This window comes from Streptomyces sp. NBC_01197 (assembly GCF_036010505.1).
Taxonomy (GTDB): domain Bacteria; phylum Actinomycetota; class Actinomycetes; order Streptomycetales; family Streptomycetaceae; genus Streptomyces.
In genome coordinates this window covers 699,639-725,567 of sequence record NZ_CP108569.1, presented here as the reverse complement: position 1 = coordinate 725,567, position 25,929 = coordinate 699,639, and the positions used below count along the sequence as shown (strand labels likewise).

At 71.1% G+C, this 25,929-nt stretch carries 26 protein-coding genes and 2 pseudogenes; 20 read left to right on the top strand and 8 right to left on the bottom strand.

What is annotated here, in order from left to right; genetic code table 11:
* The first annotated feature begins 9 nt into the window (after positions 1 to 9).
* The 8 genes and pseudogenes from OG452_RS03310 to OG452_RS03275 all read left to right on the top strand — a co-directional run bounded on the left by OG452_RS03310 (position 10) and on the right by OG452_RS03275 (position 6,837).
* On the top strand, positions 10 to 1,101 hold the full coding sequence (locus OG452_RS03310) for a M20 family metallopeptidase (protein ID WP_327294088.1): 1,092 nt from the start codon (positions 10 to 12) through the stop codon (positions 1,099 to 1,101).
* Positions 1,102 to 1,361: 260 nt separating this feature from the next.
* Entirely contained in the window at positions 1,362 to 3,350 is a 1,989-nt protein-coding gene (locus tag OG452_RS03305) for a choice-of-anchor P family protein (RefSeq protein WP_327294087.1), read from the top strand.
* 11 nt (positions 3,351 to 3,361) lie between these two features.
* A complete protein-coding gene (locus OG452_RS03300) occupies positions 3,362 to 3,691 on the top strand; it encodes a hypothetical protein (RefSeq protein WP_327294086.1) in 330 nt (109 codons plus the stop codon).
* A gap of 344 nt (positions 3,692 to 4,035) precedes the next feature.
* Positions 4,036 to 4,149, top strand: a pseudogene (locus tag OG452_RS03295) (carboxymuconolactone decarboxylase family protein); the annotation flags it as partial.
* 267 nt (positions 4,150 to 4,416) lie between these two features.
* Positions 4,417 to 5,631, top strand: coding sequence for an IS110 family transposase (locus tag OG452_RS03290; RefSeq protein WP_327294085.1), 1,215 nt, complete (start codon positions 4,417 to 4,419; stop codon positions 5,629 to 5,631).
* A gap of 60 nt (positions 5,632 to 5,691) precedes the next feature.
* Positions 5,692 to 5,904 (top strand): annotated as a pseudogene (locus OG452_RS03285) (carboxymuconolactone decarboxylase family protein); the annotation flags it as partial.
* Positions 5,905 to 5,953: 49 nt separating this feature from the next.
* Entirely contained in the window at positions 5,954 to 6,367 is a 414-nt protein-coding gene (locus OG452_RS03280) for a (R)-mandelonitrile lyase (protein ID WP_327294084.1), read from the top strand.
* Between the two features lie 185 nt (positions 6,368 to 6,552).
* Positions 6,553 to 6,837 carry a cupin domain-containing protein gene (locus tag OG452_RS03275; protein WP_327294083.1) on the top strand — a complete coding sequence of 95 codons (285 nt, stop codon included), beginning with the start codon at positions 6,553 to 6,555 and terminating at the stop codon, positions 6,835 to 6,837.
* A gap of 51 nt (positions 6,838 to 6,888) precedes the next feature.
* On the opposite strand, the gene OG452_RS03270 is transcribed toward OG452_RS03275, so the two are convergent.
* Entirely contained in the window at positions 6,889 to 7,158 is a 270-nt protein-coding gene (locus tag OG452_RS03270; protein WP_327294082.1) for a hypothetical protein, read from the bottom strand.
* Positions 7,159 to 7,162: 4 nt separating this feature from the next.
* Positions 7,163 to 7,723, bottom strand: coding sequence for a cysteine hydrolase family protein (locus tag OG452_RS03265; protein WP_327294081.1), 561 nt, complete (start codon positions 7,721 to 7,723; stop codon positions 7,163 to 7,165).
* A gap of 266 nt (positions 7,724 to 7,989) precedes the next feature.
* On the opposite strand from OG452_RS03265, the gene OG452_RS03260 reads away from it, so the two are divergent.
* The 6 genes from OG452_RS03260 (at position 7,990) to OG452_RS03235 (ending at position 13,938) form a co-directional block, all read left to right on the top strand.
* Positions 7,990 to 8,310: a hypothetical protein gene (locus OG452_RS03260; RefSeq protein WP_327299492.1), complete on the top strand. Its 321-nt coding sequence runs from the start codon at positions 7,990 to 7,992 to the stop codon at positions 8,308 to 8,310.
* Between the two features lie 169 nt (positions 8,311 to 8,479).
* Entirely contained in the window at positions 8,480 to 10,504 is a 2,025-nt protein-coding gene (locus tag OG452_RS03255; RefSeq protein WP_327294080.1) for a CocE/NonD family hydrolase, read from the top strand.
* Positions 10,505 to 10,697: 193 nt separating this feature from the next.
* Positions 10,698 to 11,498, top strand: a complete 801-nt coding sequence (locus OG452_RS03250) for an ABC transporter substrate-binding protein (RefSeq protein ID WP_327294079.1) — start codon at positions 10,698 to 10,700, stop codon at positions 11,496 to 11,498.
* A gap of 86 nt (positions 11,499 to 11,584) precedes the next feature.
* Positions 11,585 to 12,577, top strand: coding sequence for an ABC transporter ATP-binding protein (locus tag OG452_RS03245; RefSeq protein WP_327294078.1), 993 nt, complete (start codon positions 11,585 to 11,587; stop codon positions 12,575 to 12,577).
* Complete coding sequence (locus OG452_RS03240) at positions 12,574 to 13,284, top strand: ABC transporter permease (protein ID WP_327294077.1); 711 nt, start codon at positions 12,574 to 12,576, stop codon at positions 13,282 to 13,284. The genes OG452_RS03245 and OG452_RS03240 overlap by 4 nt, the downstream gene beginning before the upstream one ends.
* The gene (locus OG452_RS03235) at positions 13,285 to 13,938 is read left to right on the top strand and encodes an ABC transporter permease (protein ID WP_327294076.1); all 654 of its coding nucleotides are present in this window, start codon (positions 13,285 to 13,287) and stop codon (positions 13,936 to 13,938) included. It abuts the gene before it with no gap.
* Between the two features lie 97 nt (positions 13,939 to 14,035).
* On the opposite strand, the gene OG452_RS03230 is transcribed toward OG452_RS03235, so the two are convergent.
* The 3 genes from OG452_RS03230 to OG452_RS03220 all read right to left on the bottom strand — a co-directional run bounded on the left by OG452_RS03230 (position 14,036) and on the right by OG452_RS03220 (position 16,129).
* Positions 14,036 to 14,284 (bottom strand): hypothetical protein, encoded by a 249-nt coding sequence (locus OG452_RS03230; protein ID WP_327294075.1) that lies wholly within the window; start codon positions 14,282 to 14,284, stop codon positions 14,036 to 14,038.
* Between the two features lie 232 nt (positions 14,285 to 14,516).
* Positions 14,517 to 15,125 (bottom strand): hypothetical protein, encoded by a 609-nt coding sequence (locus OG452_RS03225; protein ID WP_327294074.1) that lies wholly within the window; start codon positions 15,123 to 15,125, stop codon positions 14,517 to 14,519.
* 77 nt (positions 15,126 to 15,202) lie between these two features.
* On the bottom strand, positions 15,203 to 16,129 hold the full coding sequence (locus OG452_RS03220; RefSeq protein WP_327294073.1) for an SGNH/GDSL hydrolase family protein: 927 nt from the start codon (positions 16,127 to 16,129) through the stop codon (positions 15,203 to 15,205).
* A gap of 250 nt (positions 16,130 to 16,379) precedes the next feature.
* Between OG452_RS03220 and OG452_RS03215 the strand changes: the two genes are divergently transcribed.
* A complete protein-coding gene (locus OG452_RS03215; protein WP_327294072.1) occupies positions 16,380 to 17,102 on the top strand; it encodes a CDP-alcohol phosphatidyltransferase family protein in 723 nt (240 codons plus the stop codon).
* Here OG452_RS03215 and OG452_RS03210 read toward each other — a convergent pair.
* Complete coding sequence (locus tag OG452_RS03210; protein WP_327294071.1) at positions 17,062 to 17,547, bottom strand: adenylyltransferase/cytidyltransferase family protein; 486 nt, start codon at positions 17,545 to 17,547, stop codon at positions 17,062 to 17,064. The two genes, OG452_RS03215 and OG452_RS03210, sit on opposite strands and share 41 nt — an antisense overlap.
* A gap of 185 nt (positions 17,548 to 17,732) precedes the next feature.
* Here OG452_RS03210 and OG452_RS03205 point away from each other — a divergent pair, with 185 nt between their 5' ends.
* Genes OG452_RS03205 through OG452_RS03195 form a run of 3 tightly spaced genes read left to right on the top strand, consistent with a single transcriptional unit; the run spans position 17,733 to position 21,885 of the window.
* Positions 17,733 to 18,938 (top strand): glycosyltransferase family 4 protein, encoded by a 1,206-nt coding sequence (locus OG452_RS03205; protein WP_327299491.1) that lies wholly within the window; start codon positions 17,733 to 17,735, stop codon positions 18,936 to 18,938.
* Positions 18,935 to 20,644, top strand: coding sequence for a lipopolysaccharide biosynthesis protein (locus tag OG452_RS03200; protein ID WP_327294070.1), 1,710 nt, complete (start codon positions 18,935 to 18,937; stop codon positions 20,642 to 20,644). Before OG452_RS03205 ends, OG452_RS03200 begins: the two co-directional genes overlap by 4 nt.
* On the top strand, positions 20,641 to 21,885 hold the full coding sequence (locus OG452_RS03195; RefSeq protein WP_327294069.1) for a hypothetical protein: 1,245 nt from the start codon (positions 20,641 to 20,643) through the stop codon (positions 21,883 to 21,885). The genes OG452_RS03200 and OG452_RS03195 overlap by 4 nt, the downstream gene beginning before the upstream one ends.
* Here OG452_RS03195 and OG452_RS03190 read toward each other — a convergent pair.
* Entirely contained in the window at positions 21,858 to 23,399 is a 1,542-nt protein-coding gene (locus OG452_RS03190; RefSeq protein ID WP_327294068.1) for a hypothetical protein, read from the bottom strand. The two genes, OG452_RS03195 and OG452_RS03190, sit on opposite strands and share 28 nt — an antisense overlap.
* 176 nt (positions 23,400 to 23,575) lie before the next feature.
* On the opposite strand from OG452_RS03190, the gene OG452_RS03185 reads away from it, so the two are divergent.
* Entirely contained in the window at positions 23,576 to 24,112 is a 537-nt protein-coding gene (locus tag OG452_RS03185) for a WcaF family extracellular polysaccharide biosynthesis acetyltransferase (protein WP_327294067.1), read from the top strand.
* Complete coding sequence (locus OG452_RS03180; protein ID WP_327294066.1) at positions 24,109 to 25,242, top strand: glycosyltransferase; 1,134 nt, start codon at positions 24,109 to 24,111, stop codon at positions 25,240 to 25,242. The genes OG452_RS03185 and OG452_RS03180 overlap by 4 nt, the downstream gene beginning before the upstream one ends.
* Here the strand turns inward: OG452_RS03180 and OG452_RS03175 are convergent.
* On the bottom strand, positions 25,221 to 25,895 hold the full coding sequence (locus tag OG452_RS03175; protein WP_327294065.1) for a hypothetical protein: 675 nt from the start codon (positions 25,893 to 25,895) through the stop codon (positions 25,221 to 25,223). The genes OG452_RS03180 and OG452_RS03175 overlap by 22 nt on opposite strands.
* Positions 25,896 to 25,929 lie beyond the last annotated feature (34 nt).

Sequence of the window (25,929 nt, the reverse complement as noted above, 5' to 3'; positions counted from 1 at the left end):
AGTCCCCGCGTGCTCGACCCCGTATCGCTGACACAGCAGCTCGTCCGACTGGACACCAGGGCCGGGAACGAGAAGTCCGCTGCCGGAATTCTCGCTCCGATCCTCGCCGGCGCCGGCTTCAGCGTGCGGACCGACGAGCCGGAGCCGGGCCGGGCCAATCTCGTCGCCCGCTTCGGTAGCCGCACCCCGGTCACCCTGACCGGGCATCTGGACACCGTCCCCGCAGACGCGTCCGGCTGGTCCTTCGACCCGCTGAGCGGCGACATCCACGGTGGTCGGCTCCGCGGGCGCGGCAGCAGCGACATGAAGGCGGGTGTGGCGTGCATGGTGGCCGCCGCGGCCCACCGGGTCTCGACCCATCCCGCCGACACCGACGTACAACTCGTCCTCACCTTCGGCGAGGAGACCGGCTGCGAGGGGGCAGCCCGGCTGGAAGGCCTGACGCCGAGTCCGGTGCTGCTGGTCGCCGAACCCACCGCGAACAAGATCGTCCTCGGGCACAAGGGCGTTCTGTGGCTGCGGCTCACGGCCGAAGGCCGCAGCGCTCACGGGTCCCGGCCCGAACTCGGCGACAACGCACTGGCCAGGCTCGCCGCGGCGGCGGTCCGGATCCACGAGCACAAGGACTGGCCGCGCAGTGCGACACACGGTGCGGCCACTGTCAACGTGGGCACCTTCCACGCCGGGGTCCAGCCCAATCTCGTCCCCGACCACGCCGAGTTGATGCTCGATATCCGCACCATTCCGGGGTTCGGCTCCGACGACGCGCTCCTGGCGATCGAGCGGCTCGCCGGCCCGGGTACCGGGATCGAGCGAGTGCTCGATCTGAACGGCGTGGCCACCGATCCCGCCACCGCCCTCGTCCGTGACCTCGCCGATGCCCTGCGCCCCGCGGATGCCGACGGGCGAGCGGAGTACGCGACGTACTTCACCGACGCGTCGGTGCTGGCCGGGAAGCTGGACGCCCGTGCGGTCGTCATCTACGGTCCGGGCGACCCCGACCAGGCGCACGTCACGGACGAGACCTGTGCCGTGGCCGCGATCCCCGAGGCGGCCGAGGCCATCCACCGACTGCTCGCGTCCTGGCGCCAAATCGGCTGACGCCGCGTCATGTTCCCGCTGGGGAGCTTCGTTCGGACACCGTGTGGCAAGTCCGGTGGGTCACGCCGCCGAACTGCGGTGCCCGTACCGGTCGAAGGTGAGGCGCGCCGCGTACGGCAGCCCCTGGGCAGTGCGGGGGGCTGCGGCTAGACTGCCGTGTTGGCATGTACAGCACTGGAGCTGTGCACCACTGGCCTTCTACACCACGACGGTTCCGCGCTGTCCACCGTGCGCGGCCGCCGGTCCTCGGGGGGATTCGGGTGAAGCGTCCGACCACATGGCTGCGCGAAAAAATCTTCGCGGCCCTTCTCTGCCTCGTCGCCGGACTGCTCGGCGTGGGCGCGGCCGCGAGTACGGCCTACGCCGCGACGACCAACCCGAACCCGATCGACTGGAAGGTGGAGAAGCTCTTCTACGACCAGTACGGTCACGACGTCCCGCTCCGTACCGGCCAGGAGGACTACAACGATCCGTCCGACCCGCCGCCGCTCGACGGCTTCGGCCGGGTGCACATCGAGGCGTCCGACGGTGGCCACGGCGCGGTCCCGCCCTCCACGGACATCCAGGACACCATCGGCACCCCGGCGAACTGCATACCCGGCGCCGACGCCCGGGTGCGCTGCCTGAACCCGGAAACCAACCTCTTCGTGGTGTACAGCCCGGTCCTCGATCCCCGCTCCGGTGACGCGTACGCCTTCGGCATCATCACCGCCTTCTACATGCTGCCGTGCATCGCGCCGTCGGACGCCGGACCCCGGCTCAAGTGCGGCGGCGGCCCGCCCGTACCGGCCGCGGCGACGACCCTCACGTACACCGGGCCCCGCCACGGCACCAACGGCAGCCCGCTGACGCTCTCCGCCCGCCTCGTCGACGATCTCGGGGTTCCGGTCGCGGGCAAGACCCTGCACTTCCGGGTCGGGTCGGACGGCGGTGCGCAGACCTGCGAAGGCACGACCAGTGCGGCGGGTACGGCCGACTGTGCCATCGGCCAACTGCACCAGCCCACCGGGCCGGTCGCGGTGACGGTGAGTTTCGCGGGCGACGACGGATTCAAGGCCTCGTGGGCCTCCTCCACGGTGGTGCCCACCTCGCCGACGAAGCTCTCGTACACCGGGCCCACGCACGGCATCAACGGCAGCCCGCTGGAGCTGTCCGCCACGCTCTCCGACTACGCGGGCAGCCCCGTCACCGGCCGGACCGTCCACTTCCGTATCGGCTCTGGCGACGCCGCACAGTCCTGCGACGGCACGACGAGTACGACCGGGGGCGCCCGCTGCGCGATCAACTCCCTGCGCCAGCCGCCCACTTCGGTCCCGGTCGCGGTGAGCTTCGCGGGTGACTCCGGTTACGAGGCGTCATCGGCCGCCGCCACGGTGGCGGTCCAGTCGCCGACGACGCTCAAGTACACCGGGCCCGCCCGCATCGCCAACGGCAAGGAGGTCCGCCTCTCGGGTGAGCTCGACGACTACCTCGGCGCACCCGTCACCGGCAGGTCCGTCCACTTCGCCCTCGGTACGGGGGCCACCGCGCAGTCCTGCGACGCCACCACGGACAGCGCCGGAGCAGCGCGGTGCGCCATCAGCGTGACCGGCCAGCCGCTCAACGCCGCGGCGACCGTGCCGCTGCACGCGGCGTTCGCCGGGGACGCCAACTACCTGAAGTCGAGCGCCGACGCGTCCCTGCTCCTCCAGTACTACACCGGCCGCGCCTTCGGCCTTTCGGCCCAGCTGGAGCTGCCGCTCCTGCCGCCGGTCCACCTGCCAGGTCGGCCGGACACCGGCCAGGTCAGGACAGCGGGCGCGACCACCGTGGCGCCGCCCTGCACGGCCGCCGTCTCAGCGGTCGTCCTCGACGTACACGCGCTCTGCTCCGGTGTGACGACGACCCTCGGCCCGGGCACCGCCACCGCCACCACCCGCGTCGAATCGGCCTCGATCGGCCTCCCCGGAGTCCCCGTGATCGGCATCTCCGGGCTGACCGCCAAGGCATCCGCCCGCTGCGACGGCGCGACGGGCAGCGCCACACTGACGGCCCTCACGATCGGCGGCGCGACCGTCACCGTACCGACCGCGCCGAACAGCACGATCAGCCTGCCCGGCGGCAACCGACTCGTGATCGACGAGCAGACGCCGGTGGCCGGGGCCGACCACGGGCTCACCGTCAACGCCGTTCATCTCGTGGTCGCCGGGAGCCTCGGGGATATCGTCATCGGATCGAGCACGAGCGCCGTCCACAACTGCGCCGAGTGAGGACGGGAGCCATGGAGGCCGAGGAGACGCGGGACGCGTACGTGGAGCGTTTCCGCGTCCTCGCGCACGAGGGAATCGCCGAACTCTTCGTGCCGGGAAGCATCGCCGGCCTGGCGGGCGGGCGCCTTGAGCGCTTCGCCCTGGTGGAGAAGGGCGAGGAGGTACAGGCCGAGACGTCCTTCTCCTACCGCGGCCTCCGCTTCCACTACACCCGCCGGGTCTGGCCCCCGGACTTCCCGCTGGAGATCAAAGTCGCGCTCTACGTCGAGCACTTGCGGGAACGCGTCCTCACCCGCCGCTACACAACGGGGGCGGGCGGCGGGACCGCGGTCGTGCTGTAGCGGGCGGGGAATCCTTCAGAAGGCAGGTCGGTCGGATGAGGGTACGTGGGTGGCCCGCGGCCCGCGAGGTCGAGGAACTGGAAGCGGGGCGACGTTGACCGGCCGAGGTGATGTCGTAGGCGGTGTCCATACCGCCGGGCCGGGTCCGTTTCGCCGGGCCGAGGGGGCCTGTCAGTACCTGTAACGGCACCTTCCGCGCGCGGGTGACCTGCGGTTTCCTCGTCAGCGAAGGCAGCCGCCCCCCCCCGGCTTTGATCCCGGAGTGGCTGCGGCTGCCGGGCGGGCCGCTCTCACGGAGAGTGGATCTGTCGTGTACGAGTTCACACATCGCAAGGAGTCATCGCATGGCGAAGCAGTCCGCACCCCAGGAACTGACACGGATCGCGCCCAAGCTGGTCGAGGTCACGAACGACGTGCTCTTCGGCGACGTGTGGGAGCGCCCGGGACTGTCCCCCCGTTATGTTTTTCGCGGTCCTGCAATGGGACCGCTGGCCTCCGGGTCCGGCATGACTGTTGCCCCCTGTCGAAGGCATGACCTGGGGGGTGGTGTCACCGGGCCCGGGAGGTGTTGTCGGAGACGCTGATGAGAGGTCCGGCCACCGCCCGGTCCGGCGCAATGCCGGACAGTTCGCGGGCGGCAGGTCTGCATAACGTGGATGCGCGCGTACGACACCCATGCCGAGGCCGGCACCGTGAACACCCCCTTGAGGAGAGGGAGAACAACGATGCTCGACACCACTGAGGTGGGCGTCTTCCTGGGCCTGGACGTCGGCAAGAGTGCCCATCACGGACACGGGCTGACCCCGGCCGGGAAGAAGGTCTTCGACAAGCAGCTGCCCAACAGCGAGCCGAAGCTGCGGGCCGTCTTCGAGAAGCTGGCCACGAAGTTCGGCATGGTGCTGGTGATCGTGGACCAGCCCGCCTCCATCGGCGCCCTGCCCCTGGCCGTCGCCCGGGACACCGGTTGCAAAGTCGCCTACCTGCCAGGACTCGCGATGCGCCGGATCGCTGACCTGTATCCCGGCGAGGCGAAGACCGACGCCAGGGACGCGGCAGTGATCGCGGATGCCGCCCGCACCCTGCCCCACACCCTGCGCTCGCTCGAACTCGCCGACGAGATCACCGCCGAGCTCACCGTCCTGACCGGCTTCGACCAGGACCTCGCCGCCGAGGCCACCCGCACCAGCAACCGGATACGCGGCCTGCTCACCCAGTTCCACCCGTCGCTGGAGCGTGTCCTGGGCCCCCGCCTGGACCACCAGGCCGTCACCTGGCTCCTGGAACGCCACGGCTCCCCGGCCGCCCTGCGCAAAGCCGGCCGACGCCGCCTCGTCGAACTCATCCGGCCCAAGGCCCCGCGCATGGCCGCCCGGCTGATCGACGACGTCTTCGACGCCCTGGACGAGCAGACCGTGACCGTTCCCGGCACCGGCACCCTCGACATCGTGGTCCCGTCCCTGGCCCGCTCGCTCGCCGCCGTCCACGCACAGCGCCGGGCCCTGGAAGCCCAGATCAACACCCTGCTGGAGGCCCACCCTCTTTCCCCGGTCCTGACCTCGATGCCCGGCGTCGGCGTCAGGACCGCCGCAGTCCTGCTGACCACCGTCGGCGACGGCACCAACTTCCCCACCGCCGCCCACCTCGCCTCCTACGCGGGCCTCGCCCCGACAACAAAGTCGTCGGGAACCTCCATCCACGGCGAACACGCCCCACGAGGCGGAAACCGCCAGCTCAAACGGGCCATGTTCCTGTCCGCCTTCGCCTGCATGAACGCCGATCCCGCCTCCCGGACCTACTACGACAAGCAACGCGCCCGCGGAAAGACCCACACCCAAGCCCTCCTCCGCCTCGCCCGCCAACGCATCAGCGTCCTGTTCGCCATGCTCCGCGACGGAACCTTCTACGAACCCCGAACACCCACCGTTGCCCTCGCCGCATAAACCAGACCAACACCCCCGAAACCGGCAGCGCGGAATTGACGAACGACATAGAGGCACCCCCCCCGCGACCGGAGCCTGGTCACGGTGAGTGTGCTGGCCGCGCTCTACCGCAGCGAGCAGCTCCCGTACCACCTGGACAAGGCTCTGGAGAACGGGCTGAGCGTCGAGGAGCTGTCCGAGACCATCACGCACTTGGCGTTCTACGCCGGATGGCCCAACGCGATGACCGCGATCACGCTGCTGAAGAAGATCGCCGACGAGCAGTCCGCCTGACCGGCCCCGCCCGCCCGCACCTCCCCATCTGGATCAAGGAAAAGCTGCCATGGAACACATCACCTCCACCCCCACCGCCAAGGCCCCGGCCGAGCGCTTCACCGGCGACGTCTACCTCAACCCGATCGAGACGCCGTCCGACCCGGCCCGCCTGGTCGCCGCCCTGGTCCGCTTCACGCCCGGCGCCCGCACCAACTGGCACTCCCACGCCAAGGGCCAGACCCTCTACATCACCGACGGCATCGGCCTGGTCGGCACCCGTGACGGCGATGTAGCGCTGGCCACCGCCGGAGAGACGGTCAAATGCCAGGCCGGTGAGGAGCACTGGCACGGCGCCACCGACACCACCCTCATGGCTCACATCGCCATGCTCGTCGGTGACGCGAACGGCGACGGCACGAACTGGCTGGAGCCGGTCACCGACGAGCAGTACACCGCGGCACTGAAGTCGGCCGGCCGCTGACCACCCTGGTGGAGGCTGCCGGCGGGGGCTGCATCGTCGCCGGGCCATCGCCCGGCACTGCGGCGAATGGACGGTCACCCATCCCCGCCCCGCTGCCGCAGAGGCCGGCGGTTAGCCTGCCACCTGGGATGTTGCGGCCCAGCTGACCGCAGCATCACTGGCAGCCGATGATGAGGAGATACGCCATGACGACCACCGCCCGCGCGACACTGCAGCACGAGGACGAGCGGGTACGCGTGACCCGCTGGGACTTCGAGCCGGGCGAGAGCACCGGTCGCCACGTGCACGGACACGACTACGTCGTCGTGCCGGTCGTCGATGGCCGGACCAGCGTGATCGCCCCCGACGGCACCGCCACCGCCTCGCAACTGCGGGCGGGGGAGTCCTACGCACGTCCGGCCGGCGGCGAACACGAAGTGGTCAACGCCGGAACCTCACCACTGGCCTTCGTGGAGATCGAGCTGAAGTAACCCCGTCAAGAGCTGGCACTCGAAAGCCCGTTGACCGCTGAGTCGGCAGCCTCACCCGCCGGGTTTGCGCAGCCCGAGGCGGTAGCGGACCGTGGACCCCTCGTGCTGCGTACTGAATACCCCGCGCTCCTGGAGCAGCGGCGCCACCGTGTCGGCGGAACCCTTCCAGGCGACCGGGGGCCAGATGCGGGTCAGGAGAAGCCGTCGGATGCCTCCCTCCGTACGGCGGGTCGTCTGCGCACCAACGGCACGAAGCGTTGCCGTTTCGCTGCGCGCCGGACGACAGCCGGCCTGCGGCCTGCTCCCATGGCTGCGGCTCAAGCCGTCAGGATGTGCCGCCGAAGACGACGTCCTTGGTCGGGACCGCCCCAGCCGTCCGCCCCGGCGCCGTCTGGTAGGTCCAGTACAGGTTCGTGTGTGCGATGACCTGATCCGGAGACGGCGCGCCCCATGCTGTCTTGTCGCCTGTCGTGTGAGCGTCGCTGACCAGGTCCGCGTCGTACCCCCTGGTGAACGCGCCGTGGAGCGTCGAGCGGATGCACGCGTCGGTCTCCGCACCGACGACGACGAGCCGTCCGACACCGAGTCCCGACAGTACGGTCTCCAGAGTGGTGTCCTCGAAGGAGTCGCCGTAGCTTTTCTCGACGAGCGGCTCGGCGTCCTCCGGAGTGAGCTCCGGGACGATCCGCCAGTCGTCACTCCCCCTCGTGAGCTCCTCGTCGCAGTGCTGGACCCAGACGACCGGAATCCCCTCCTGCCGCGCCCGTCCGACGAGGCCAGCGACGTTCGCGACGACCACGTCGCGCTGGTGGGCCCCTTCGACCACGCCGTTCTGCACGTCGACGACGAGGAGCGCGGTCCTAGGCCGGTTCTCCAATGTGGTCATGATCATCCCCTACTCGCGCTTGGCTCGTGTCTGCACACGGTAGCCCCACGCACCGACAGCGCCGCCGGGCATGCGGGCCGAAGTGCTCCCCGGGGTCTCGCACCACTCGCTGCCGCTCCGCGCGGCCGACGCCATCGTCAGGAGCCTCGCCGTTTGGAACCGTGAACAAGGCCGTACGGGTAGTCCGTTGCGCGCACGAGGCGCGGCGGCGCTAGGGTCACGGCATGTCTCTGCACAACCGTATGCGCCAAGCCCTGCCCGAAGCGATGCGCGCCCGTGAGAAGGCGGCGGTGAGCGCCCTGCGTTCGGCGCTCGCCGCGCTGGACAACGCCGGGGCGGTACCGATGGAGGGCGCAGGGCCGGGCAGTTCGGCTCTGGAGGGGTCGCCGGCCGGGGCCGGAGCCACGGATGTGGCGAGGCGTGAGCTGAGCGACCGGAACATGGCGGACATCGTGCGCTCCGAGGCCGACGAACGGCTCCGGGCCGCAGCGGAGTTGACCGCACCCGCACACGCCGACCGGGCCGTACGTCTCCGTGCGGAAGCGGCCGTGCTGCTCGGGTTCCTCGACGGGCCGGAGCCTGCGTAGGGGCGCAACGGGCATTACCCGCTGGTGCGTGCACACCAACGTGCAAATATAGGGGCTTTACCCATAATGAACCGACCTATGCCTGTGCTTTTGTTCACGATTGAACAAGCAAGGAATACACGGGCACTCAGGGCAAACGGAATGTGAGGCTCCTCTAAGGTGCCGAAACATGAGCACTGCCACCAACCACCGCACGCCCGCACAGCATCCCGTACGCGTCCTTCGCCATGTCTGGATTCCCCTTGAGGACGGCACCCGTCTCGCCGCCCGGATCTGGCTTCCCGCCGACGCGGAAGGACCGGTCCCAGCGGTCCTGGAGTACATCCCGTACCGGAAGAACGACGGGACAGCTCCCCGCGACGTGACGCTGCACGGCCAGTTCGCGCGGTCCGGTTACGCCGCGGTGCGGGTGGACTGCCGGGGCAGCGGTGACTCCAGCGGCATCATGCTCGACGAGTACCACGCCACCGAACTGTCCGACGCGCTCGAAGTCCTCGCCTGGCTCGAACGGCAGGACTGGTCGGACGGCCAGGTGGGCATCATCGGCAAGTCCTGGGGCGGCTTCAACGGCCTCCAGATAGCCGCCCTCCAGCCGCCCCAGCTGCGCTGCATCGTCACCGTCTGCTCGACCGACGACCGGTACGCCGACGACGTGCACTACGCGGGCGGCTCCCTGCTCGCCTCCGAGATGCTGCCCTGGGCCGCGACGATGCTCGCGTACAACGCCCGCCCGTCCGACCCCGCCGTGCTCGGCGACTCGTGGCGCGAGGAGTGGCTGGACCGGCTGGAGCGGACCGTCCCGTACGCCGAGGAGTGGCTGACCCACCAGCGCCGTGACGCCTTCTGGCAGCACGGCTCCGTCTGCGAGGACTACTCGGCCATCAAGGTGCCGGTCTATGCGGTCGGCGGCTGGCTCGACCCGTACCGCGGCGCCGTCTTCCGGCTCATGGAGAACCTGCGGGTACCGGCCAAGGCCATGCTCGGCCCCTGGGCGCACACCTACCCTCACCAGGCCGAACCCGGCCCCGCCATGGACTTCCAGGGCGAGTGCGTGCGCTGGTTCGACCACTGGATGGCCGGCGCCGACAACGGCATCATGGACGAACCCGCCCTGCGCGCCTGGATACCCGACCCGAGCCCGGTCGGAGCCGACCGCGATGAGCGCCCCGGCCGCTGGGTATCCGAACCCTCCTGGCCGGCCCCCGGCGTCGATGCATCCGTCATCCCGCTCAGCACGCTCGGCGGCGGCCCGGGCACGGCCGTCCTCCGTTCGCCGCTCGCGATCGGCGCATCCGGCGGCGACTTCCTCAAGTTCGGTGACATACCGGGGCAGTACGGGGACCAGGCCGCCGACGACGGCCGATCGCAGACCTTCACCGGTCCTGCCCTCACCGAGCGGCTGGAGATACTCGGCGCCCCCGAGGTGTCCCTGCGGGTCACCAGCGACCGGCCGCAGGCCCAGCTCGCCGTACGGCTCTGCGAGGTCTGGCCCGACGGCAGTTCCAAGCTGGTCACCGCGGGCTTCCTCAACCTCACCCACCGGGACGGGCACAGCGACCCGCGCCCGCTGGAGCCGGGCCGCGCCTACGAGGTGGTGGTACCGCTGTTCGCCATCGGCCACGCCTTCGCGGCCGGCAACCGCATCCGGGTCTCCGTCTCCGCCTCGCTGTGGCCCTGGGTCTGGCCGTCGCCCGAGCAGGTGGCGCTGGAGCTCGACACGGCACACGGCGAACTGACCCTGCCGGTGCGCGCACCCCGCACCGCAGAGGAGGCCGGGCTGCGCCCGTACGGACCGCCGCTCGATGTCCCGCCGCACAGCATCGAGCTGACCGCGATACCCGGTGACAGGCACGTCAGTTACGACTACGAGACCGGGGAGCAGGTCATCGTCACCACACCGGCCGACGGCACCATGACCGACCGGGCCGACGGGCTCACCCGTACCGGCCGAGACCTCAACCGCTTCCGGCTGGTCGAGGGCGACCCGCTCTCCGCTTCGGTGGAGAGCGAGCGCGAGGAGTCCATCAGCCGGGGCGACTGGGCGACGCGCATCAGCACCCGGTCCAGGATGACCGCCGACGCCACGGACTTCTGCGTGGTCAACCAGCTGTCCGCGTTCGAGGGCTCGGGCGACGACGAGCGTGAGGTCTTCAGCCGTACCTGGTCCTTCAGCGTCCCCCGGGACCAGGTGTGAGGGGCCTGCGCCGCACGCCTGCGGCACGCACCCCGGCTCCGACGGCGAACGCGGCCCCGGCGGCCGGCCGCCGGCCGCTGCGGCGCCCGCCGGCCCACCGCTCCTCTCGGGTCCTGGCCGGCTGTCTGGCCTTCGTGTCCCTCGCCGCCCCGTCGGGCTGCGGCGCCGTCCCCGAGACCACCGGCAAGCCTCCGTGGTCATCGGTGCGAAGGAGTTCACCGAGCAGTGGATCATCGGTGAGCTGTACAAGCAGGCACTGACCAAGGCTGGCTACAACGTCGAGCTGAAGTCGAACATCGGCAGCACCACCGTCATCGACGGGGCGCTCACCTCGGGTCAGATCGACCTGTACCCCGAGTACACCGGGGTCATCCTCCAGGTCCTGGCCCGCAGCAGGACGATGCCGCACTCCGCCGCCGAGACCTTCCGCGCCGCCAAGGCCTACGAGGAGACCCGCGGGCTGACGATGCTGCCCCCGACCCCCTTCCAGAATCGCGACGCGGTCGCAGTCAAGCCCGCCTTCGCCAAGAAGCACGGGCTCAGGACCATCAGCGATCTGAAGAAGGCGGGCCATGTCGTCTTCGCCGAGTACCCGGACAACATGGAGGGTGCGCTCGGCTACCGCGAGATGGTGAAGGCGTACGGACTGCGCAACACCGAGGTGAAGACCCTGAACATCGGTCTGCAGTACTCCGCCCTCGACCACGGGCAGGTCAATGCCGCGGACGTCTTCACCACCGACCCGCAGCTCGCCCGCGGCGGCTACACCCTTCTCGACGACACGAAGGGCTACTACGGCTTCCAGAACGTGGCCCCCGTCGTGCGCAAGGGCGTGCAGGAGAAGCAGGGACCGGAATTCGCCAGGACGCTGAACAAGGTGGACGCGCTCCTCACTGACCAGGCGGTACGCGAGATGAACCGCGCGGTCGACACCGTACGGCTCGCCCCCTCCGAAGTCGCGGCCAAGTTCCTGAAGGCCAACGACATCAGCTGACGCAGGCAGCCGCCCCGCGACGGACGCGGCGGCGCCCCGCCATCCATCCGCGACCTTCCGTCGCCCTCCAGGAGAAAAAGCCCCCAATGAGCCAGGAAAGCCATAAAATCTCCACCTCCGCGCAGGAGATCGTCTTCGACCACGTGGTCAAGACGTACCCCGACTCGGCATCGCCCGCGGTCGACGACCTGTCGCTGACCGTGCCCGCGGGGGAGATCTGCGTGCTGCTCGGCCCGTCCGGCAGCGGCAAGACCACCGCGCTGATGATGGTGAACCGGCTCGCCGAGCCGACCGGCGGCGACATACGTATCGGCGGTCGCTCCATCCGCGATCTCGACCCCATCCAGCTGCGCCGCTCGATCGGGTACGTCATCCAGCAGACGGGGCTCTTCCCCCATCTGTCGATCGCGGCGAACATCGCCACGGTCCCCAAAGTCCTCGGCTGGGACAGGAAACGCACCAAGGACCGGGTGGCCGAGCTGCTCGACCTGGTCGGCCTGCCGGTCGGCGAGTACGGCTCGCGCTACCCCACCCAGCTCTCCGGCGGCCAGCGCCAGCGTGTCGGCATCGCCCGCGCCCTCGCCGCCGACCCGCCGGTCATGCTGATGGACGAGCCGTTCGGCGCGCTCGACCCCATCACCCGTGAGCATGTCCAGGACGAGTTCCTGGCCCTGCACGAGCGCATCCGCAAGACCGTGATCTTCGTGAGCCACGACATCGACGAGGCCGTGAAGATGGGCGACCGGGTCGCGATCCTCCGCGAGGGCGGCAGGCTCGCGCAGTACGACTCGCCCCGGGCCCTGCTGAAGAAGCCGGCCGACGAGTTCGTCGCCCGTTTCCTCGGCGCCGACCGCGGACTGAAACGGCTGTCCCTGGTACGGCTCAGCGATCTGGAGCTCACCCCGGCCCCGGACGCCGGCACCGGCGAGCTGCCCGTCCTCCCGGGTGAGGCCACGCTCCGCTCCGCGCTCTCCCTGATGGTGGCCGAGGGCGCCGACGCCGTACGGGTCACCGGAGACGGCGGAACGGTACTCGGCACCGCGTCGATGGACGCCGTACGGAAGGCGGGCGCGGCATGAGCGCAGCACCCGTCATCCCGGACTACGGGAGCCCCAGCGCCTGTGTGGCGAACAACTCCACCTTCTGCATGGACTGGTTCACCGCGCACTGGTCGAATCTCTTCTGGCCCGCGCTGGTCCAGCACATCGAACTCACCGTGATCGCGGTCGTGGCCGGCTTCGTCATCGCCTTCCTGATGGCCGTACTCGCCCACTTCCAGGGGTGGTTCGCGATGCCGGCCTCCGCACTCTCGTCGTTCCTCTACACGGTGCCGCCGCTGGCGCTCTTCCAACTGCTGGTCCCCGTCACCGGGTTCTCCGTGCTCACCGTGGAGATAGCGCTCATCGCGTACAGCCTCTATCTGCTCTTCACCACCATCCTCACCGGGCTGCGCGAAGTACCCGAGGACGCGGTGCGCGCGGCGCGGGGCATGGGGCTGACCCGGCGGCAGATCCTGTTCAAGGTCGAGCTGCCGATGTCCCTGCCGTCCCTCGTCTCCGGGCTGCGGGTCACGACGGTGATGACCATCGGGACGGTCGCCATCGCGGCGTACGTCATCGACTCCGGCCTGGGCTCGCTCATCCTCAAGGCGCTGCAGTCGCCGTTCAACACCCAGTTCATCGGCGCGGGCGCACTCGCGGTCATCCTGGCGCTCGCCGCCGACGGACTGCTCGTACTCGCCGGACGGCTGCTCACTCCGTGGGCCCGGAGCAGGAAGGCCGCGTAAATGGACACCTTCGTCGGATCGTTCACCTTCATGCATGAGCGACTGTCGCTGATGCTGGAGAAGACGGGGCAGCACGTCTGGATGTGCGCGATCGTGATCGCGGTCTCGCTCGTGGTCGCGGTACCCGTCGGGCTGTGGCTCGGGCATCTGCACCGCGGTGAGTTCGTCACCACCAGCATCTCCAACGTGGGCCGCGCCCTGCCCAACCTCGCGGTCATCGCGATCGGCCTCGGCATCTTCGGCCTCAACTTCGTCAACATCGCCGTCGCGCTGCTGATCACGGCCATCCCCCCGATCCTCAGCCAGGCGTATCTGGCCGTGGACCAGGTCGACCCGGACATGGTCCGCGCCGCACGCGGTATGGGCCTCACCCCCCTCCAGGTCCTGCTCAAGGTCGAGCTGCCGCTGGCCCTCCCGCTGCTCTTCTCCGGGATCCGGATCGCGGTGGTGTACGTCATCTCCGCCGCGACCCTGGCCACCGTGGCCGGAGGCGGCGGACTGGGGGACATCGTTCTCGGCCAGGCCAACTACGGGCTGGAAGGGGTGATCGCCGCCGCACTGTGGGTGGCGGCCCTGGCTCTCGCCGCCGACGGGCTGATCGCGCTGATCCAGCGGCTGCTGGTGCCCAAGGGCCTGCGCGTGGCGCGCGCCTAGAACCTCTCGTTCGGATCAGCCCGCGCCGCTGCCGTCCGGACAGACCGCCGCCCCCGGCACCGCGACTCTGCGGTACCGGGGGCGGCGAGGACTCGGATCAGTGAGCCATGAACGCGAACCAGCCCTCGCGCTCGTCCTTGAAGGCGCCCGCGTGCGTGATTCCCGCCGGGCCACCGATGTTGTGGTAGAAGACGCCGCTCTTCTCCTCGTGGAAGGCGCCGGCGCCGGCGATGCCGTGGTGGTGGTGGTGCTCGTGACCGTAGTCGAGGGCCGACGCGGACGCGGCGCCGCCCAGCACGGCGGAGGCGGCGAAGGCGCTGGCGACGAGCATGCTGCGAAGACGCATGAAGACTCCTAATTCGACAACTACATGGACAAGAACATGCATATCGGTTAAGAGGTGCATCTGGAAGGCGCCCCGCCCCGGTCACAGCCGAACGGACGCACCTGTCCGGGGGGCGGGGCAGGAAACACGCTCCGACGTGCTGACACGGGCGCGGTTCTCGTACGTGCAAACGGCACGGGGACGCGGGCGCGAGAGGCGCGGGCGGGGCCCTGCTCGCCCCTCGAAGCCCGGCTCACTCCTCGAAATACGCGTCCAGGACCGTGTCAAGCCGCGCCGACCATTCCTTGAGCTCGTCCCGGCCGGACGCCGTGACATCGGTCTGGTAGCTGTGGCGGTTGGGCATATGGACGAAGATGGTCAGACGGCGCCCGTACTTGGCGGTCTCGAACTCGACGGCGCCGATCTCGCTCCAGTCGAACTCGGCCTCCTGGTCGTCGAGCCGGAGCACGATACCCGCACGGTTCGCGATGATCGCCGAACGGCGGTCGGCGACCTCGAATGACGGATCGCCCCCGGCCTCGCCCCCGGAGTCCTCCGGTCCGGAGCTCTCGTGTTCCGCGGCGTCGGCACCGGCCTCCGCCGGTTCCGTGGGCGCCGCGGCGCTCTGCGGCGCCGAGTCGTCCGGCACGCCGGCCTCGGCCGTGTCCTGCGGCGCCGCGTTGGCGGGCGCCGCGGCATCGGCGGGACCCTCCGCACTCTCGGAGGCTTCACCGTCGGCGGGTTCCGGCGACTCGGCGGCCTGCGTCCCGAAGCGCGGCGGCATGAGGCCGGGGACGTACGCCGGATCGATCGCGGCGGCGTGCACGGGAAGCGGGCTCTTAGGACCTATGTGCTGTTCCACGGTGCGCAGTATGGACGATGGACCTGTGTGACAGCCAGTGGCCCGAGGTCACGGCCGGCGCTCCTCACCCGGCGCTGTCAATCCGCCATCCGGGCATGGATGACGTCCGCATAAGCCTGCTCGCCCCGCGCGTTGGGGTGCAGCGGCGCCGCCGGCGCGGTGGGCAGGAAGCCCTCCACCCACTTGGCGCGGGGCGCCCGGCAGGCGTCGTGCCCCTCGCTCGGGGTGCGGACGTCGACGTACTCGGCGCCGTGCGCGGCGGACGTCGCGGCGATCACCCGGTTCATCCGGTCGATACTGCCCTGCAGCCAGTCCGCGTCGCTGCCGAGCAGCGGGACGGCCGGCCAGCAGCCGCCCGCCCTGAGGTAGTCCCCGTACCCGGTGACCAGCACCCTGGCCGCCGGAGAGCGGCGGTGAATGGTGTCAAGTACGGCGGCGAGCTTCGGGCCCAGGCCGTCGATACGGGCCGCCTCCTCGTCCACCCCGGACCTGACGTACGTGTCCTGGCAGTACCCGCCGAGCGAGCTGAGCCGGACGCAGCTGCCCGCCACGCCGACCAGACCGGCGTCGTTCCCGCCGATGGTCAAGGTCACCAGCGTGGTGCCGGCGCTCAGGGCGTCGACCTGGGGTGGCGCGGTGCCCGCGGCCACGCCGAGCACGGAGAGCCGCTGGGGTGCGGTCATGTCGCCGGTCTCCGCGCCGCTGCAGGTGACGTCACGGAAGACGGCGGCCCTGACCCTGGCTGCCAGCCGGTGCGGGTAGTTGCGGGTCGAGCGTCCGCAGGCGACAGGGCCCGTGCGGCGCGGTACGAAAGGCCCCGCTGCCATCGAGTCGCCCAGCGCCACATACACCTGGCGGGCCCCGTTCGTCGTGCCTCCGCCGTCCGCTGCCGCGGGTGTGAGCCCGGCTGCGGTGGCCGACGCGGCGAGGGCGGCAGCGGCGAGCGCGGCCCCGGTCAGCCGTCGTACTCCACGGCAAGCGCCTGTGCGGCGTGCTGAGTTCACTGGGGCTCCCGGCTGCTGGTTGTGCGGTGACGCTGGGTGGTGACACTGTGCGGTGGACAGCTGTGCGCCGGCGGGCGGCACCGCCCACCACAAGTTCCGTCACTTCACCGGCGTTGTCGAGCACCGACGCGGTGCGGCGGTGGCCGCTCAACGCCGCTTTCCCGGGACGGTGTTCGCCCGCCCCGTATTGCAGGCAGCCGTACACCTGCAATGATGTTCACACTTTGTGCACAGATGACCTGGGGGGGCCATGGGATCGGTGAGTACCGCGCTGCTCGAACTGCGGACGGCGCAGAAGTCCGCCAAGGGAGTGTCGCTCTACTCCCGCTATGTGAACCGCCCGGTGGGCCGCTACCTTGCGGCCGCATCGCACGCCCTGGGGCTGAGCCCCAATCAAGTGACGCTGGTGAGCGCCGTGTTCAGCTTCGCCGCAGTGGCCGTTGTGGCGCTGGGCGAACCGTCCTGGGGGCAGGGCGCCGCCGTGTGGGCCGGTCTCGCCGTGGGGTTCGCGTTCGACTCGGCCGACGGACAGCTGGCCCGGCTGCGCGGCGGCGGCAGCGCGGCGGGGGAGTGGCTGGACCATGTCGTGGACTGCGCGAAGATCACCGCGCTGCACTCCGCCGTACTCATCACCTTCTACCGTCACCCCGGCCACTTCGGGATGACGGGCGACGCCTGGCTGCTGGTACCGCTGGGCTTCCAGTTCGCCGCCGTCGTCACCTTCTTCGGCGGACTGCTCACCGAGAAACTCACCCCCCGGCCGGCCCCCGGCAGCCCGGCCGCGGCACCGTCGCGACTGCGCGCGGTCGTGCTGCTCCCCGTCGACCACGGGATCTTCTGCCTGGTCTTCCTGCTGCTCGGCGCCGGGGCGGGCTTCCGCTGGGCCTACACGGTGCTCGGTGCGGTCAGCGCGCTGTTCCTGGCCGCCTTCCTCACGAAGTGGTTCCGGGAACTGAACGCAGTTCGGCGCTGAACTGCGGTCCGGGCTGCGCCAGTACGTCGAGTGCGCGGCGCAACTGGGTACTCGATGTGTGCACCGTGTACGGGAAGTAGACGATCTCCACGCCCACCGCGGCGAAATCCCGCTCCAGCTTCTCGCCCTTCGCGGTACCCCGCCAGTCGTCGCCCTTGAACAGGACGTCGAAACGCACCTGTCTCCAGGTCTCGACCTTGTCCGCGACGGTCTCCACGAACGCCGCGTCCACGTACTTGACGCTGCGGACGATCTCCAGCCGCTCCACGAGCGGGATCATCGGGCGGCGCCCCTTGGCCCGCTCGGCCATCTCGTCGGAGACCACTCCGGCGACCAGGTAGTCGCACTGACTGCGTGCGTGACGAAGGATATTGAGATGCCCGATGTGGAAGAGATCGTAAGCACCGGGTGCGTATCCGACCCGGTGCGGTCTGCCTGCCGTCATGACTCAACCCCCCAGCGAACCACACCCCCCGGTGTGGTGGAAGGTACTGACGATAGCGTGCACATTCCGTTCAGGTTGAGTGAACGATCAGGGCTGACCCATGGGTTCACCTCCGGGGAAGGGACCGCCGCGTGACACAGACGCGACGAAACGATGAACCAGCCGCGGGCCGCCGCAGGCTGCTGCTGGTTTCCACCAACTACGCGCCGGAGCACGCGGGGATCGGCCCGTACGCGACCCAGATAGCCGAGCACTGGGCGCGGAGCGGCCACGAGACCCATGTGCTGACCGGGATGCCGCACTACCCGTCCTGGTCGACGGACCCGGCGTACGCCGGTGTCTGGCGCCGGTCCGAGGAGCGCGAGGGCGTACGGGTGCACCGCAGACGGCACACCGTGCCGCCGCGGCAGACCGCAGCCCGCCGGGCGCTCTTCGAGGGCACGATCCTGCTGCACGGCCTCGCCGCGCCGCCCCGGACCGGCCGCCCGGACGCCGTGCTGGCGCAGATGCCCAGTCTGGCGGGCGGCGTGCTCGGGGCCCGGCTCGCGGCGCGCTGGAGGGCGCCGTACGTCCCCGTGGTTCAGGACCTGATGGGGGCGGCGGCCGCGCAGAGCGGGATACGCGGCGGGGACCGCGCCGCCGCGCTGGCCGAGCGCGCCGAGTCGTACGCCCTGCGCCGCGCCACGCTGGTGGGCGTCATCCACGAGACCTTCGTCGAGAAGGTACGGGCGATGGGTGTCGACCCCGGCCGGATCCGGCTGGTGCCCAACTGGAACCACATACCGGGCCCTTCGCGCCCGCGCGAGGAGAGCCGGGCCCGGCTCGGCTGGCGAAAGGGCGACACCGTCGTCCTGCACTCCGGGAACATGGGGCTCAAGCAGGGGCTCGATGTCCTGGTCGAGGCGGCCAGACGGGATCCGGCCCTGCGTGTGGTGCTGATGGGCGACGGCAACCAGCGGGAGGCCCTGGCCGCGCTCGCCGCAGGCATACCCAATCTGCTGTTCCTGCCGCCCGCCGATGACGGCGAGTTCCCGGACATCCTCGCGGCGGCCGATGTCCTCGCGGTCACCCAGCGGGCCTCGGTGCTCGACATGAGCGTCCCATCCAAGCTGACCTCGTACTTCGCCTCGGGACGGCCGGTGGTCGCCTCCGTCGCAGCCGAGGGCGGCACCGCCCAGGAAGTGCTCCGCTCGGGAGCCGGGGTGCTCGTATCCCCGGAGGATCCGGACGCACTGCTGGCCGCGGTGCGTAGACTCGCCGCAGATCCGGTGACCGCCGATGCTCTGGGGGCTGAGGGGCCGCGTCATGTGGCGTCCCACTTGTCGAGGGACGCGGGACTGGCGCGGATCGACGCACTGATCGAAGAGGCCTTGGGGGGTCCACACACGTGACGGACACGCATGCTTCCGCGGCGCGCGACGACGAACCGGACCTGCTGAGGGACCAGTTCAGACAACTGCTGCGCTACCGCCGTCTCATCGGCCTGGGAATCGGGGTCGGCCTGCTCGGCGGTGCCTGGCTCGGGGTGACATCGGCCGAGAGCTATGCGGCGGCCAGTGACATCAGGCTGCGCGCCCCCACCAACGACCCCTTCAACCCCGCCCTTTCGGTCGACAAGACCATCAACATGGGCACCGAGCGGCAGACCGCGGTCAGCAGCAGCGTCGCCGAGGTCGCCGTCAAGGCCCTGGGCCTGCCCGACAGCCAACTGGCCGCCTTCCAGCGCGGACTCCAGGTCACCAACCCGCCGCAGACCATGGTGCTCCACTTCACCTACACGGCGACCTCGCCCGGGGAGGCGGCCCGCCGGGCCAACGCCGTCACCAAGGCATACCTCGATCTGCGGAAGAAGCAGTGGGGCGATCTCCGGGACAGCATGGTCACGAAATCCCAGAACCAACTGAACCCGATCGCCAAGGAGCAGAACGACCTGGCCAAGCAGCTGGCGGCCGAGGGCAGCTCGGCCCCCGACTCCTCACGGGCCCGCAATGACGACCTGCTCAGCAAGGTCGGCACGCTCAACAGCCAGATAGCCAGTCTCAAGGCGCTCGACATGACGGCCGGCACCGTCATCGTCAAGGCCGTGCCGCCGACCGCCTCCAGCGGTCTGGGGCTGATCGTCTCGCTCGGCGTCGGCGGCGCCGTCGGTATCGCACTCGGGCTGCTCGCCGCCTGGGTCCGGCTGGTCTTCGACCCGTCGCCCCGCTCGGCCGGTGACGTCGCCCGTGCGGTGCGGGCCCCCGTACTCGGCACCCTGCCCCGCGTCGGCGACGGCGGCCCGCTGCTCGCCGTGGACCAGTCGGACTCCCGGCTCGCCGAGGAGTACCGCTCCGTCGCCTTCCGGCTCGCCTACGACCAGCGGTTCGCCGACCGCCGCCGGCTGCTCGTCGCGGCCCCGCGCGGCGGCAACAGCGAAGCGGCGGCGGCCGTGGCGGCCAACCTGGCCGCGTCGTTCGCCGAGACCGGCAAGGACGTGCTGCTCGTCGAGGCGGACCTGCGCACACCGTCCCTCACCGCCCGGCTGCGCGCCAACTCCCCCAGCCGCCCGGGGTGGAGCCTGCCGCCCGACTTCGACGAGTCCGGCTGGCCGGGCCCGCGGCAACTCCAGGTCGACGCGGGCGAGTCGGGGGCCTTCGACCTGATACCGGGGGAGCGCGTACGTAATGTGGCGCGTGCCCTCACATCGGCCCGGGTGACCCGGCTGATCGAGGAGGCCGACTCGCCGAACGCGACGGTCGTCGTGCTGGCCCCGCCCGTACTCGCCTACGCCGACGCGCTGGCCCTGGTCGACCGGGTCGACGGGGTACTGATCGTCTGCGATCCGCGTGCCGTGCACCGGGCGGACCTGGTCCGCATCCGGGAGCTGATCACCGGCGCCGGGGGCACCGTACTGGGCGCAGTCACCCACTCGGCCTCCCGCAGGGGCCGCCGCACCGCCGCCAAGTCCGGGCACCGGGGCGGAGGCGGCCGGGCATCGGGCAGACCCGCGCCGCCGGGCGCGGCGGCGCAGCCTCCGGCACCGTCCCCGGTGGCACCACGCGTCCCCGCAGGGGACGACACCGTCGCCCTCGGCACCATCCGGACCGGAGACCGGTGAGACGCTCGGCCGTCGTCGCCGCGTCGGTGCTGGACCAGGCGGCTTCCAGCCTGACCAACATCCTCGTCCTGGTGATGGCGGCCCGGGTCTCCAGCACGGCCGGGTTCGCCGCGTTCTCGATGGTCTATCTGACGTTCACGGTGCTGCTCGGCCTCAACATGTCGTACGTCGGACAGGCCGTCGTACTGGAGCGCGGCGACCGTACGGCGCTCGCCTCCGCGTGCCGCTCGGCCGCCGCCTTCACCGGCTGCGCCTCGCTCGCCGCGGGCGCGCTGCTGGCTGCGGGCGGGGCGGCCGTCGGCGGCCGGCTGGGGCACACCTTCCTGGCTCTTGGCCTCGTCCTGCCCTTCGTGCTGCTCCAGGACGGCCTGCGCTACTCCTTCTCCGCGCTCCAGCAGCCGCAGCGCGCACTCGCCGCCGATGTACTGCGGCTGCTCTGCGTGGTGCCGGCGCTGCTCCTCCAGCCCCACCACGCGGGCCCCGCCCGGCTGGTGGCCGTCTGGGGGCTCTCCGCCGTACCGGCGCTCCTGACCGGCCTGCTGCTGCTGCGGCCCCTGGTGCGCGGGGCCGGCACCGAGGTGCGGCGCTATCTTCGGCGCGGTCACCTCGGGAGGCGGTTCGTCGTCGAGTTCGCCGTCGGCAACGCCTCCAGCCAGCTGGCGGTCCTCGGCCTCGGCCTGTTCGCCAGCCCGCTGGCCGTCGGCGCGCTGCGCGGCGCCACCACCCTCTTCGGCCCGCTCAACGTGCTGTTCAACTCGGTCAGCGCCTTCGGCCCGCCGGTACTCGGCAGACTGGGCGGCCGGCGCGCCACCGCGCGCGCCGCCGCGGTCCTGGGCTGCGTACTGGCCGGGGTGGGCTTCGGCTGGGCCGCGGTCCTGTACGCCCTGCCCGACCGGGTGGGGCGCCAGCTCCTCGGCGCCACCTGGCAGTCGGCATCGGCCCTGCTGCCCGCCACCGGCAGCCAGTACGCGGTCATGGCGCTGGGGACCTGCGCCCTGGTCACGCTCCGGGTGCTCAGCCCACGTGCCACCCTGTCGCTCCAGGTGGTCTTCTCGCTGGTCTCCGTGGCGCTGATGCTCGGCGGCTATCCGCTCGGCGGCGCCACCGGTGCGGCCTGGGGACTCGCGGCGGGTTCCGCGCTCAAGGCCGTCGCCGCCTGGGCACGGGTCGTACGGCTGGGCCCGGCGGCCGAACCGGCCGCCGACGGGGACGCTCAGCGCAGCGCCGCGCCCCTGTCCTGACGGTAAGTGGTGACCATCGCGATGCAGATGACCGCGATGGCCACCCGCCCGGACGCCTGGAGCAGCGGACCGCGCAGCAGGATGAACGAGTAGCCAGCGACGAGTGGCACCACGAGCGAGATCAGGCTCCCGGGAGGCGTACGCCGGATCGCGCGGCGGGCGTATCTCCGGTCCACCCGGGCGGCCGCGTAGCCCATCGCGAGCAGTCCCAGCGTCATTCCGGCAGGGCCGAAGTCGATCCACAGCTCCGCCCAGACCGGCGATGAGAGGTTGGTGTTGACCGCGTCCATCCACTCACCGACCATCACCCCGGTGTCGTGGGGCTTGCCGGGCCACACCGAGCGCGGGACGGCGAACAGGATGGATCCGGCCAGCTGCTTGCCGTAGAGGTGCCCCACCCCGGACCGCTCGAAGGTGATGGTGTTGGCGAACATCCCGATCTGGTCGTAGTCCTTGAGCGCCAGCGGCTCCAGAACCGAAGTGGTCTCCATGGGGTGGTAGTTCTGCTCGTCGTAGCGGAAGCGGTCGGCGAACGGGAAGATCACCAGCGCCACCACCACCCCCAGGCTCAGCGCCGAGCGGTACATCACCGCGCTGACCGGGAACAGTGTGAACAGCAACGCGAGCAGCACGGTCAGGAACCAGTAACGCGGGTTGGAGATCGGGTTGTTGACCACTGTGTTCAGCGCGGCCAGGGCGATCCAGACGGCGATCACCGCGGGGGACCTGCGGGCCCGCCGCGATGTGACGAGCCAGCGGGTGTACGCGAGCAGCGCGAAAAGCGCGGGGACCGTACCGAAGCCGCGCAGCAGGGCCTGACCTGCCTGCGAGTCGGCCTGCGAGATCCCGGCCTCCTCGATACCGGCGATGATCTCCTGGCGGCTGCTGAAGAAGACGGCGGGCCCGCCCAGTTTGAGAATGAGCGCCGCGCTGCACACGAAGGCCACCACGACCAGCAGATACAGCCGCCGGCGGTGCACCAGCGCGGGCCGGGACTCACCGCGCCCCCTGCCGCCGGGCCGGTGCCGGGCCAGCAGCGCGCCCACGTCGAAGGCCGCGCAGCCGATGAGGACGAGCGCCACGCCCTCCGTCACGTCCGAGCGCGGCCCCACCACCGGAGTGGGGACCTTGCCGAGCACCGCCTGGGCCAGCGGCGCCACCCCCATCGCCATATAGACGAAGAGCCAGAACGATCCCTGGAGCAGCTTGCGGTGGCTGGTCAGCACCATGCCGGACAGCCTCGCCCCCGCGTACACGGTCAGGGTGAGCTGGAGCCAGTACGCGGCGTCGTGGACCCCGTCACCCGGCTGTACGGCGACGAGCAGCGGCAGCACGAGCGAGAGCCCGAGCGCGAGCGGCACCGAAAGGGCCCGGGAGAGCAGCGTGCGCGGGGACACGGCGGGTGCGAAGCGGATGGCGGTCGCGCGGGTACGGACAGGGCCGGGAAGCGGACCGCGCCCGGCGGCGGTGGCCGGAGGCTCCGGACGGGCGCCCTCGCTGGTGTCCGTCGCCATGGATGGCCCCCGCCCCTGTTGAACTGCCCCGGGTTGAACGCCCTTGGTGAACGCCCCTGGTTGAACGCCCCGCTTCACTTCCCCGCCCGCAGTCTACCGACGCCGCGCCGTCCCCCCGTATCAACCACTAGGCTGAGCGCTCAGGCGTCTGGGGAGGCGCCAGTGGGGGTGAAGTGATGCGGAATCTACCGGCGTTCACGCTGGCCGGATACGACAAGGGCCGGGGGCGGCTGACGCAGGCGCTGTGGTTCGCCGTGCTGAACACCGTCTTCATGGCGTGGTTCTGCCCCGCCAGGCTGCGTGTCGCGCTGCTGCGGGCCTTCGGCGCCACGGTCGGTGAAGGGGTGCTGATACGGCACCGGGTGCGGGTCCTGTGGCCATGGAAGCTGACAGTGGGGGACCACACCTGGATCGGCGAGGGGGCCTGGCTGCTCAACCTGGAACCGGTCACCCTGGGTTCGCATGTCTGTGTCTCCCAGGAGGCGCTGCTCTGCACCGGCAGCCATGACCATCGCGCCGCGGACTTCCGCTACCGCAATGCCTCGATCGTGGTCAAGGACGGCGCCTGGGTCGCCGCCCGCGCCACCGTGCTCGCCGGCGTCACCATCGGCGCGCAGGCAGTCGTCGCGGCGGGCACGGTCGTGCACCGGGACCTCCCGGATCTCACACTGCACACGGCCGATGGCCGGCGTCCGGTTCAGGAGCCCGTATGAGAGTCCTGCACACCGTGACTCTGCACAGCCCGACGCACGCCTTCGGCGGCCCGGTCCGGGTTGCGCTCAACCTCTCCCGCGGCCTGCGGGAGCGCGGTCACGAGGCGCGGCTCGTCGCACTCGGCGACGGCTTCGGCGGGACGCTCCCCACGGAGGTGGAGGGGGTACCCGCCCGGCTCTTCCGGGCCCGCAGAATGCTGCCGCTCGGCTTCAGCGGCATCACGTCGCCCGCCCTGATCGCGGCAGCCGGGCGCCTGGTACGCGGCGCCGACCTCGTCCATGTGCACCTCGCACGTGACCTGGTGACCCTGCCAGTCGCCCTGGCGGCGCTGCGCGCGGGCAAGCCGCTCGTACTCCAGACCCACGGCATGGTCGACCCCAGCGACCGGCTCCTCGCGAAGGCGCTCGACGCGCTGGCTGTCCGCAGAGTGCTCCGCCGCGCCTCCGCCGTGCTGTATCTGACCGGCCACGAGCGGCGGGGCCTCGAAGCCGTGGCCCCGGCCGGCTCCGGGCGCCCGCTCCACCTCACCCGCCTGGTGAACGGGGTGCCGGCCCAGGAGGCGCGGCCCACCCCGCCAGGACCCCCGCGCGTGCTGTACGCGGCCAGGCTCCAGGCCAGGAAGCGGCCGCAGGACTTCGTGGCCGCGGTCCCGGAGATCCTGCGCCACCACCCCGAGGCCGAGTTCGTCGTGGCCGGGCCCGACGAGGGCGAACTCGCCTCCGTACAGGCCCTCATCAGCGAGCTCGGCCTCGACGGGCGCGTGCACTGCCCCGGTTCGCTCTCGGCCGCCGAGATGCTCGCCGAACTCCGGCAGGCCCATGTCTATGTGCTTCCCTCGGTGGACGAGCCGTTCCCGATGTCGGTCCTGGAAGCGCTCGCCGCCGGGACGCCCGCTGTCGTCACGCACTCCAACGGGCTCGCCAGGGACATCGCGGACGCCGGGGCCGGACGCGTGGTCGCCGGCGCGGCGGAGCTGGCCGCCGGGGTGCTGGAGCTGCTGGACCCCGGCGCCAACGGAGCGGCCTCCGCCGCGGCCCGGAAGCTGGCGGCGGAGGCGTTCTCGATGGATGCCGTGCTCGACATCCTCATCGGGGTGTACGAGGGGTGCTACGCGGGGACCCAGGCGTAACAGCCGGACGAGGTGAACTCGGCCGCGCCCGCCGGGACCCGGGCCTTCACCGTTCCCTCGGCGCCGGTGCCCGGCCCGGAGGCGAGCACCTTGCCGCCGCTGCCCGAGACCCGCCAGGTGCAGTCGGCGGCGGTCGTCAGGGCGCGGTAGGTGCCCGCCCGCGGGTTCTTCCGGGTGCCGTCGGGGAAGCCCGCGTCCGCGGCCTTGAGTACCGGCTCCTGATCCGGGCAGAGCAGCGTGATGGCGGCCTTCGCGTCGGGGATGTCGCCCGCGATGACCGCGCCGACCGCCGCGTTCTTGTCATGTGCGGCGGTCCTGGCCACCCGCTGGCAGCTCTCCTGGCCCGTCTGCAGCACAGCGGACGGGTCCATGTTCTGCGGCACCCGACCGCTCAGATACTTCTTGTCCTTCTTGCTGAACGAGCCGGTGACAGGGGTGAGCCGGGAGTCCGGCAGCACCGGCTCCTTCGCCGAAGGGGACGGCGTGGCACCGGCCCCGGTCTGCGGGTCCGGGATGCTCGCCGCCGGGGCCGGGCTGTGCTGGGCGCCGGCTCCGCCGTCGTGCGAGGAACCGGACGAACCGCAGGCGGACACGGAGACGAGCACGGCCAGCGCGGCCGTCGCGGCCGCCGCACGCCGGTGGAGTGGACGCATGGGGATGCTCCTGTGGTACGGACGCTGCGGGGTC

Coding starts and splice junctions, on each gene's coding strand:
- OG452_RS03300 (WP_327294086.1), top strand. CDS start 3,362: ATGGAGGCCGAGGAGACGCGGGACGCGTACGTGGAGCGTTTCCGCGTC.
- OG452_RS03290 (WP_327294085.1), top strand. CDS start 4,417: ATGCTCGACACCACTGAGGTGGGCGTCTTCCTGGGCCTGGACGTCGGC.
- OG452_RS03280 (WP_327294084.1), top strand. CDS start 5,954: ATGGAACACATCACCTCCACCCCCACCGCCAAGGCCCCGGCCGAGCGC.
- OG452_RS03275 (WP_327294083.1), top strand. CDS start 6,553: ATGACGACCACCGCCCGCGCGACACTGCAGCACGAGGACGAGCGGGTA.
- OG452_RS03265 (WP_327294081.1), bottom strand. CDS start 7,723: ATGACCACATTGGAGAACCGGCCTAGGACCGCGCTCCTCGTCGTCGAC.
- OG452_RS03260 (WP_327299492.1), top strand. CDS start 7,990: ATGCGCGCCCGTGAGAAGGCGGCGGTGAGCGCCCTGCGTTCGGCGCTC.
- OG452_RS03255 (WP_327294080.1), top strand. CDS start 8,480: ATGAGCACTGCCACCAACCACCGCACGCCCGCACAGCATCCCGTACGC.
- OG452_RS03245 (WP_327294078.1), top strand. CDS start 11,585: ATGAGCCAGGAAAGCCATAAAATCTCCACCTCCGCGCAGGAGATCGTC.
- OG452_RS03240 (WP_327294077.1), top strand. CDS start 12,574: ATGAGCGCAGCACCCGTCATCCCGGACTACGGGAGCCCCAGCGCCTGT.
- OG452_RS03235 (WP_327294076.1), top strand. CDS start 13,285: ATGGACACCTTCGTCGGATCGTTCACCTTCATGCATGAGCGACTGTCG.
- OG452_RS03230 (WP_327294075.1), bottom strand. CDS start 14,284: ATGCGTCTTCGCAGCATGCTCGTCGCCAGCGCCTTCGCCGCCTCCGCC.
- OG452_RS03215 (WP_327294072.1), top strand. CDS start 16,380: ATGGGATCGGTGAGTACCGCGCTGCTCGAACTGCGGACGGCGCAGAAG.
- OG452_RS03210 (WP_327294071.1), bottom strand. CDS start 17,547: ATGACGGCAGGCAGACCGCACCGGGTCGGATACGCACCCGGTGCTTAC.
- OG452_RS03190 (WP_327294068.1), bottom strand. CDS start 23,399: ATGGCGACGGACACCAGCGAGGGCGCCCGTCCGGAGCCTCCGGCCACC.
- OG452_RS03185 (WP_327294067.1), top strand. CDS start 23,576: ATGCGGAATCTACCGGCGTTCACGCTGGCCGGATACGACAAGGGCCGG.
- OG452_RS03180 (WP_327294066.1), top strand. CDS start 24,109: ATGAGAGTCCTGCACACCGTGACTCTGCACAGCCCGACGCACGCCTTC.
- OG452_RS03175 (WP_327294065.1), bottom strand. CDS start 25,895: ATGCGTCCACTCCACCGGCGTGCGGCGGCCGCGACGGCCGCGCTGGCC.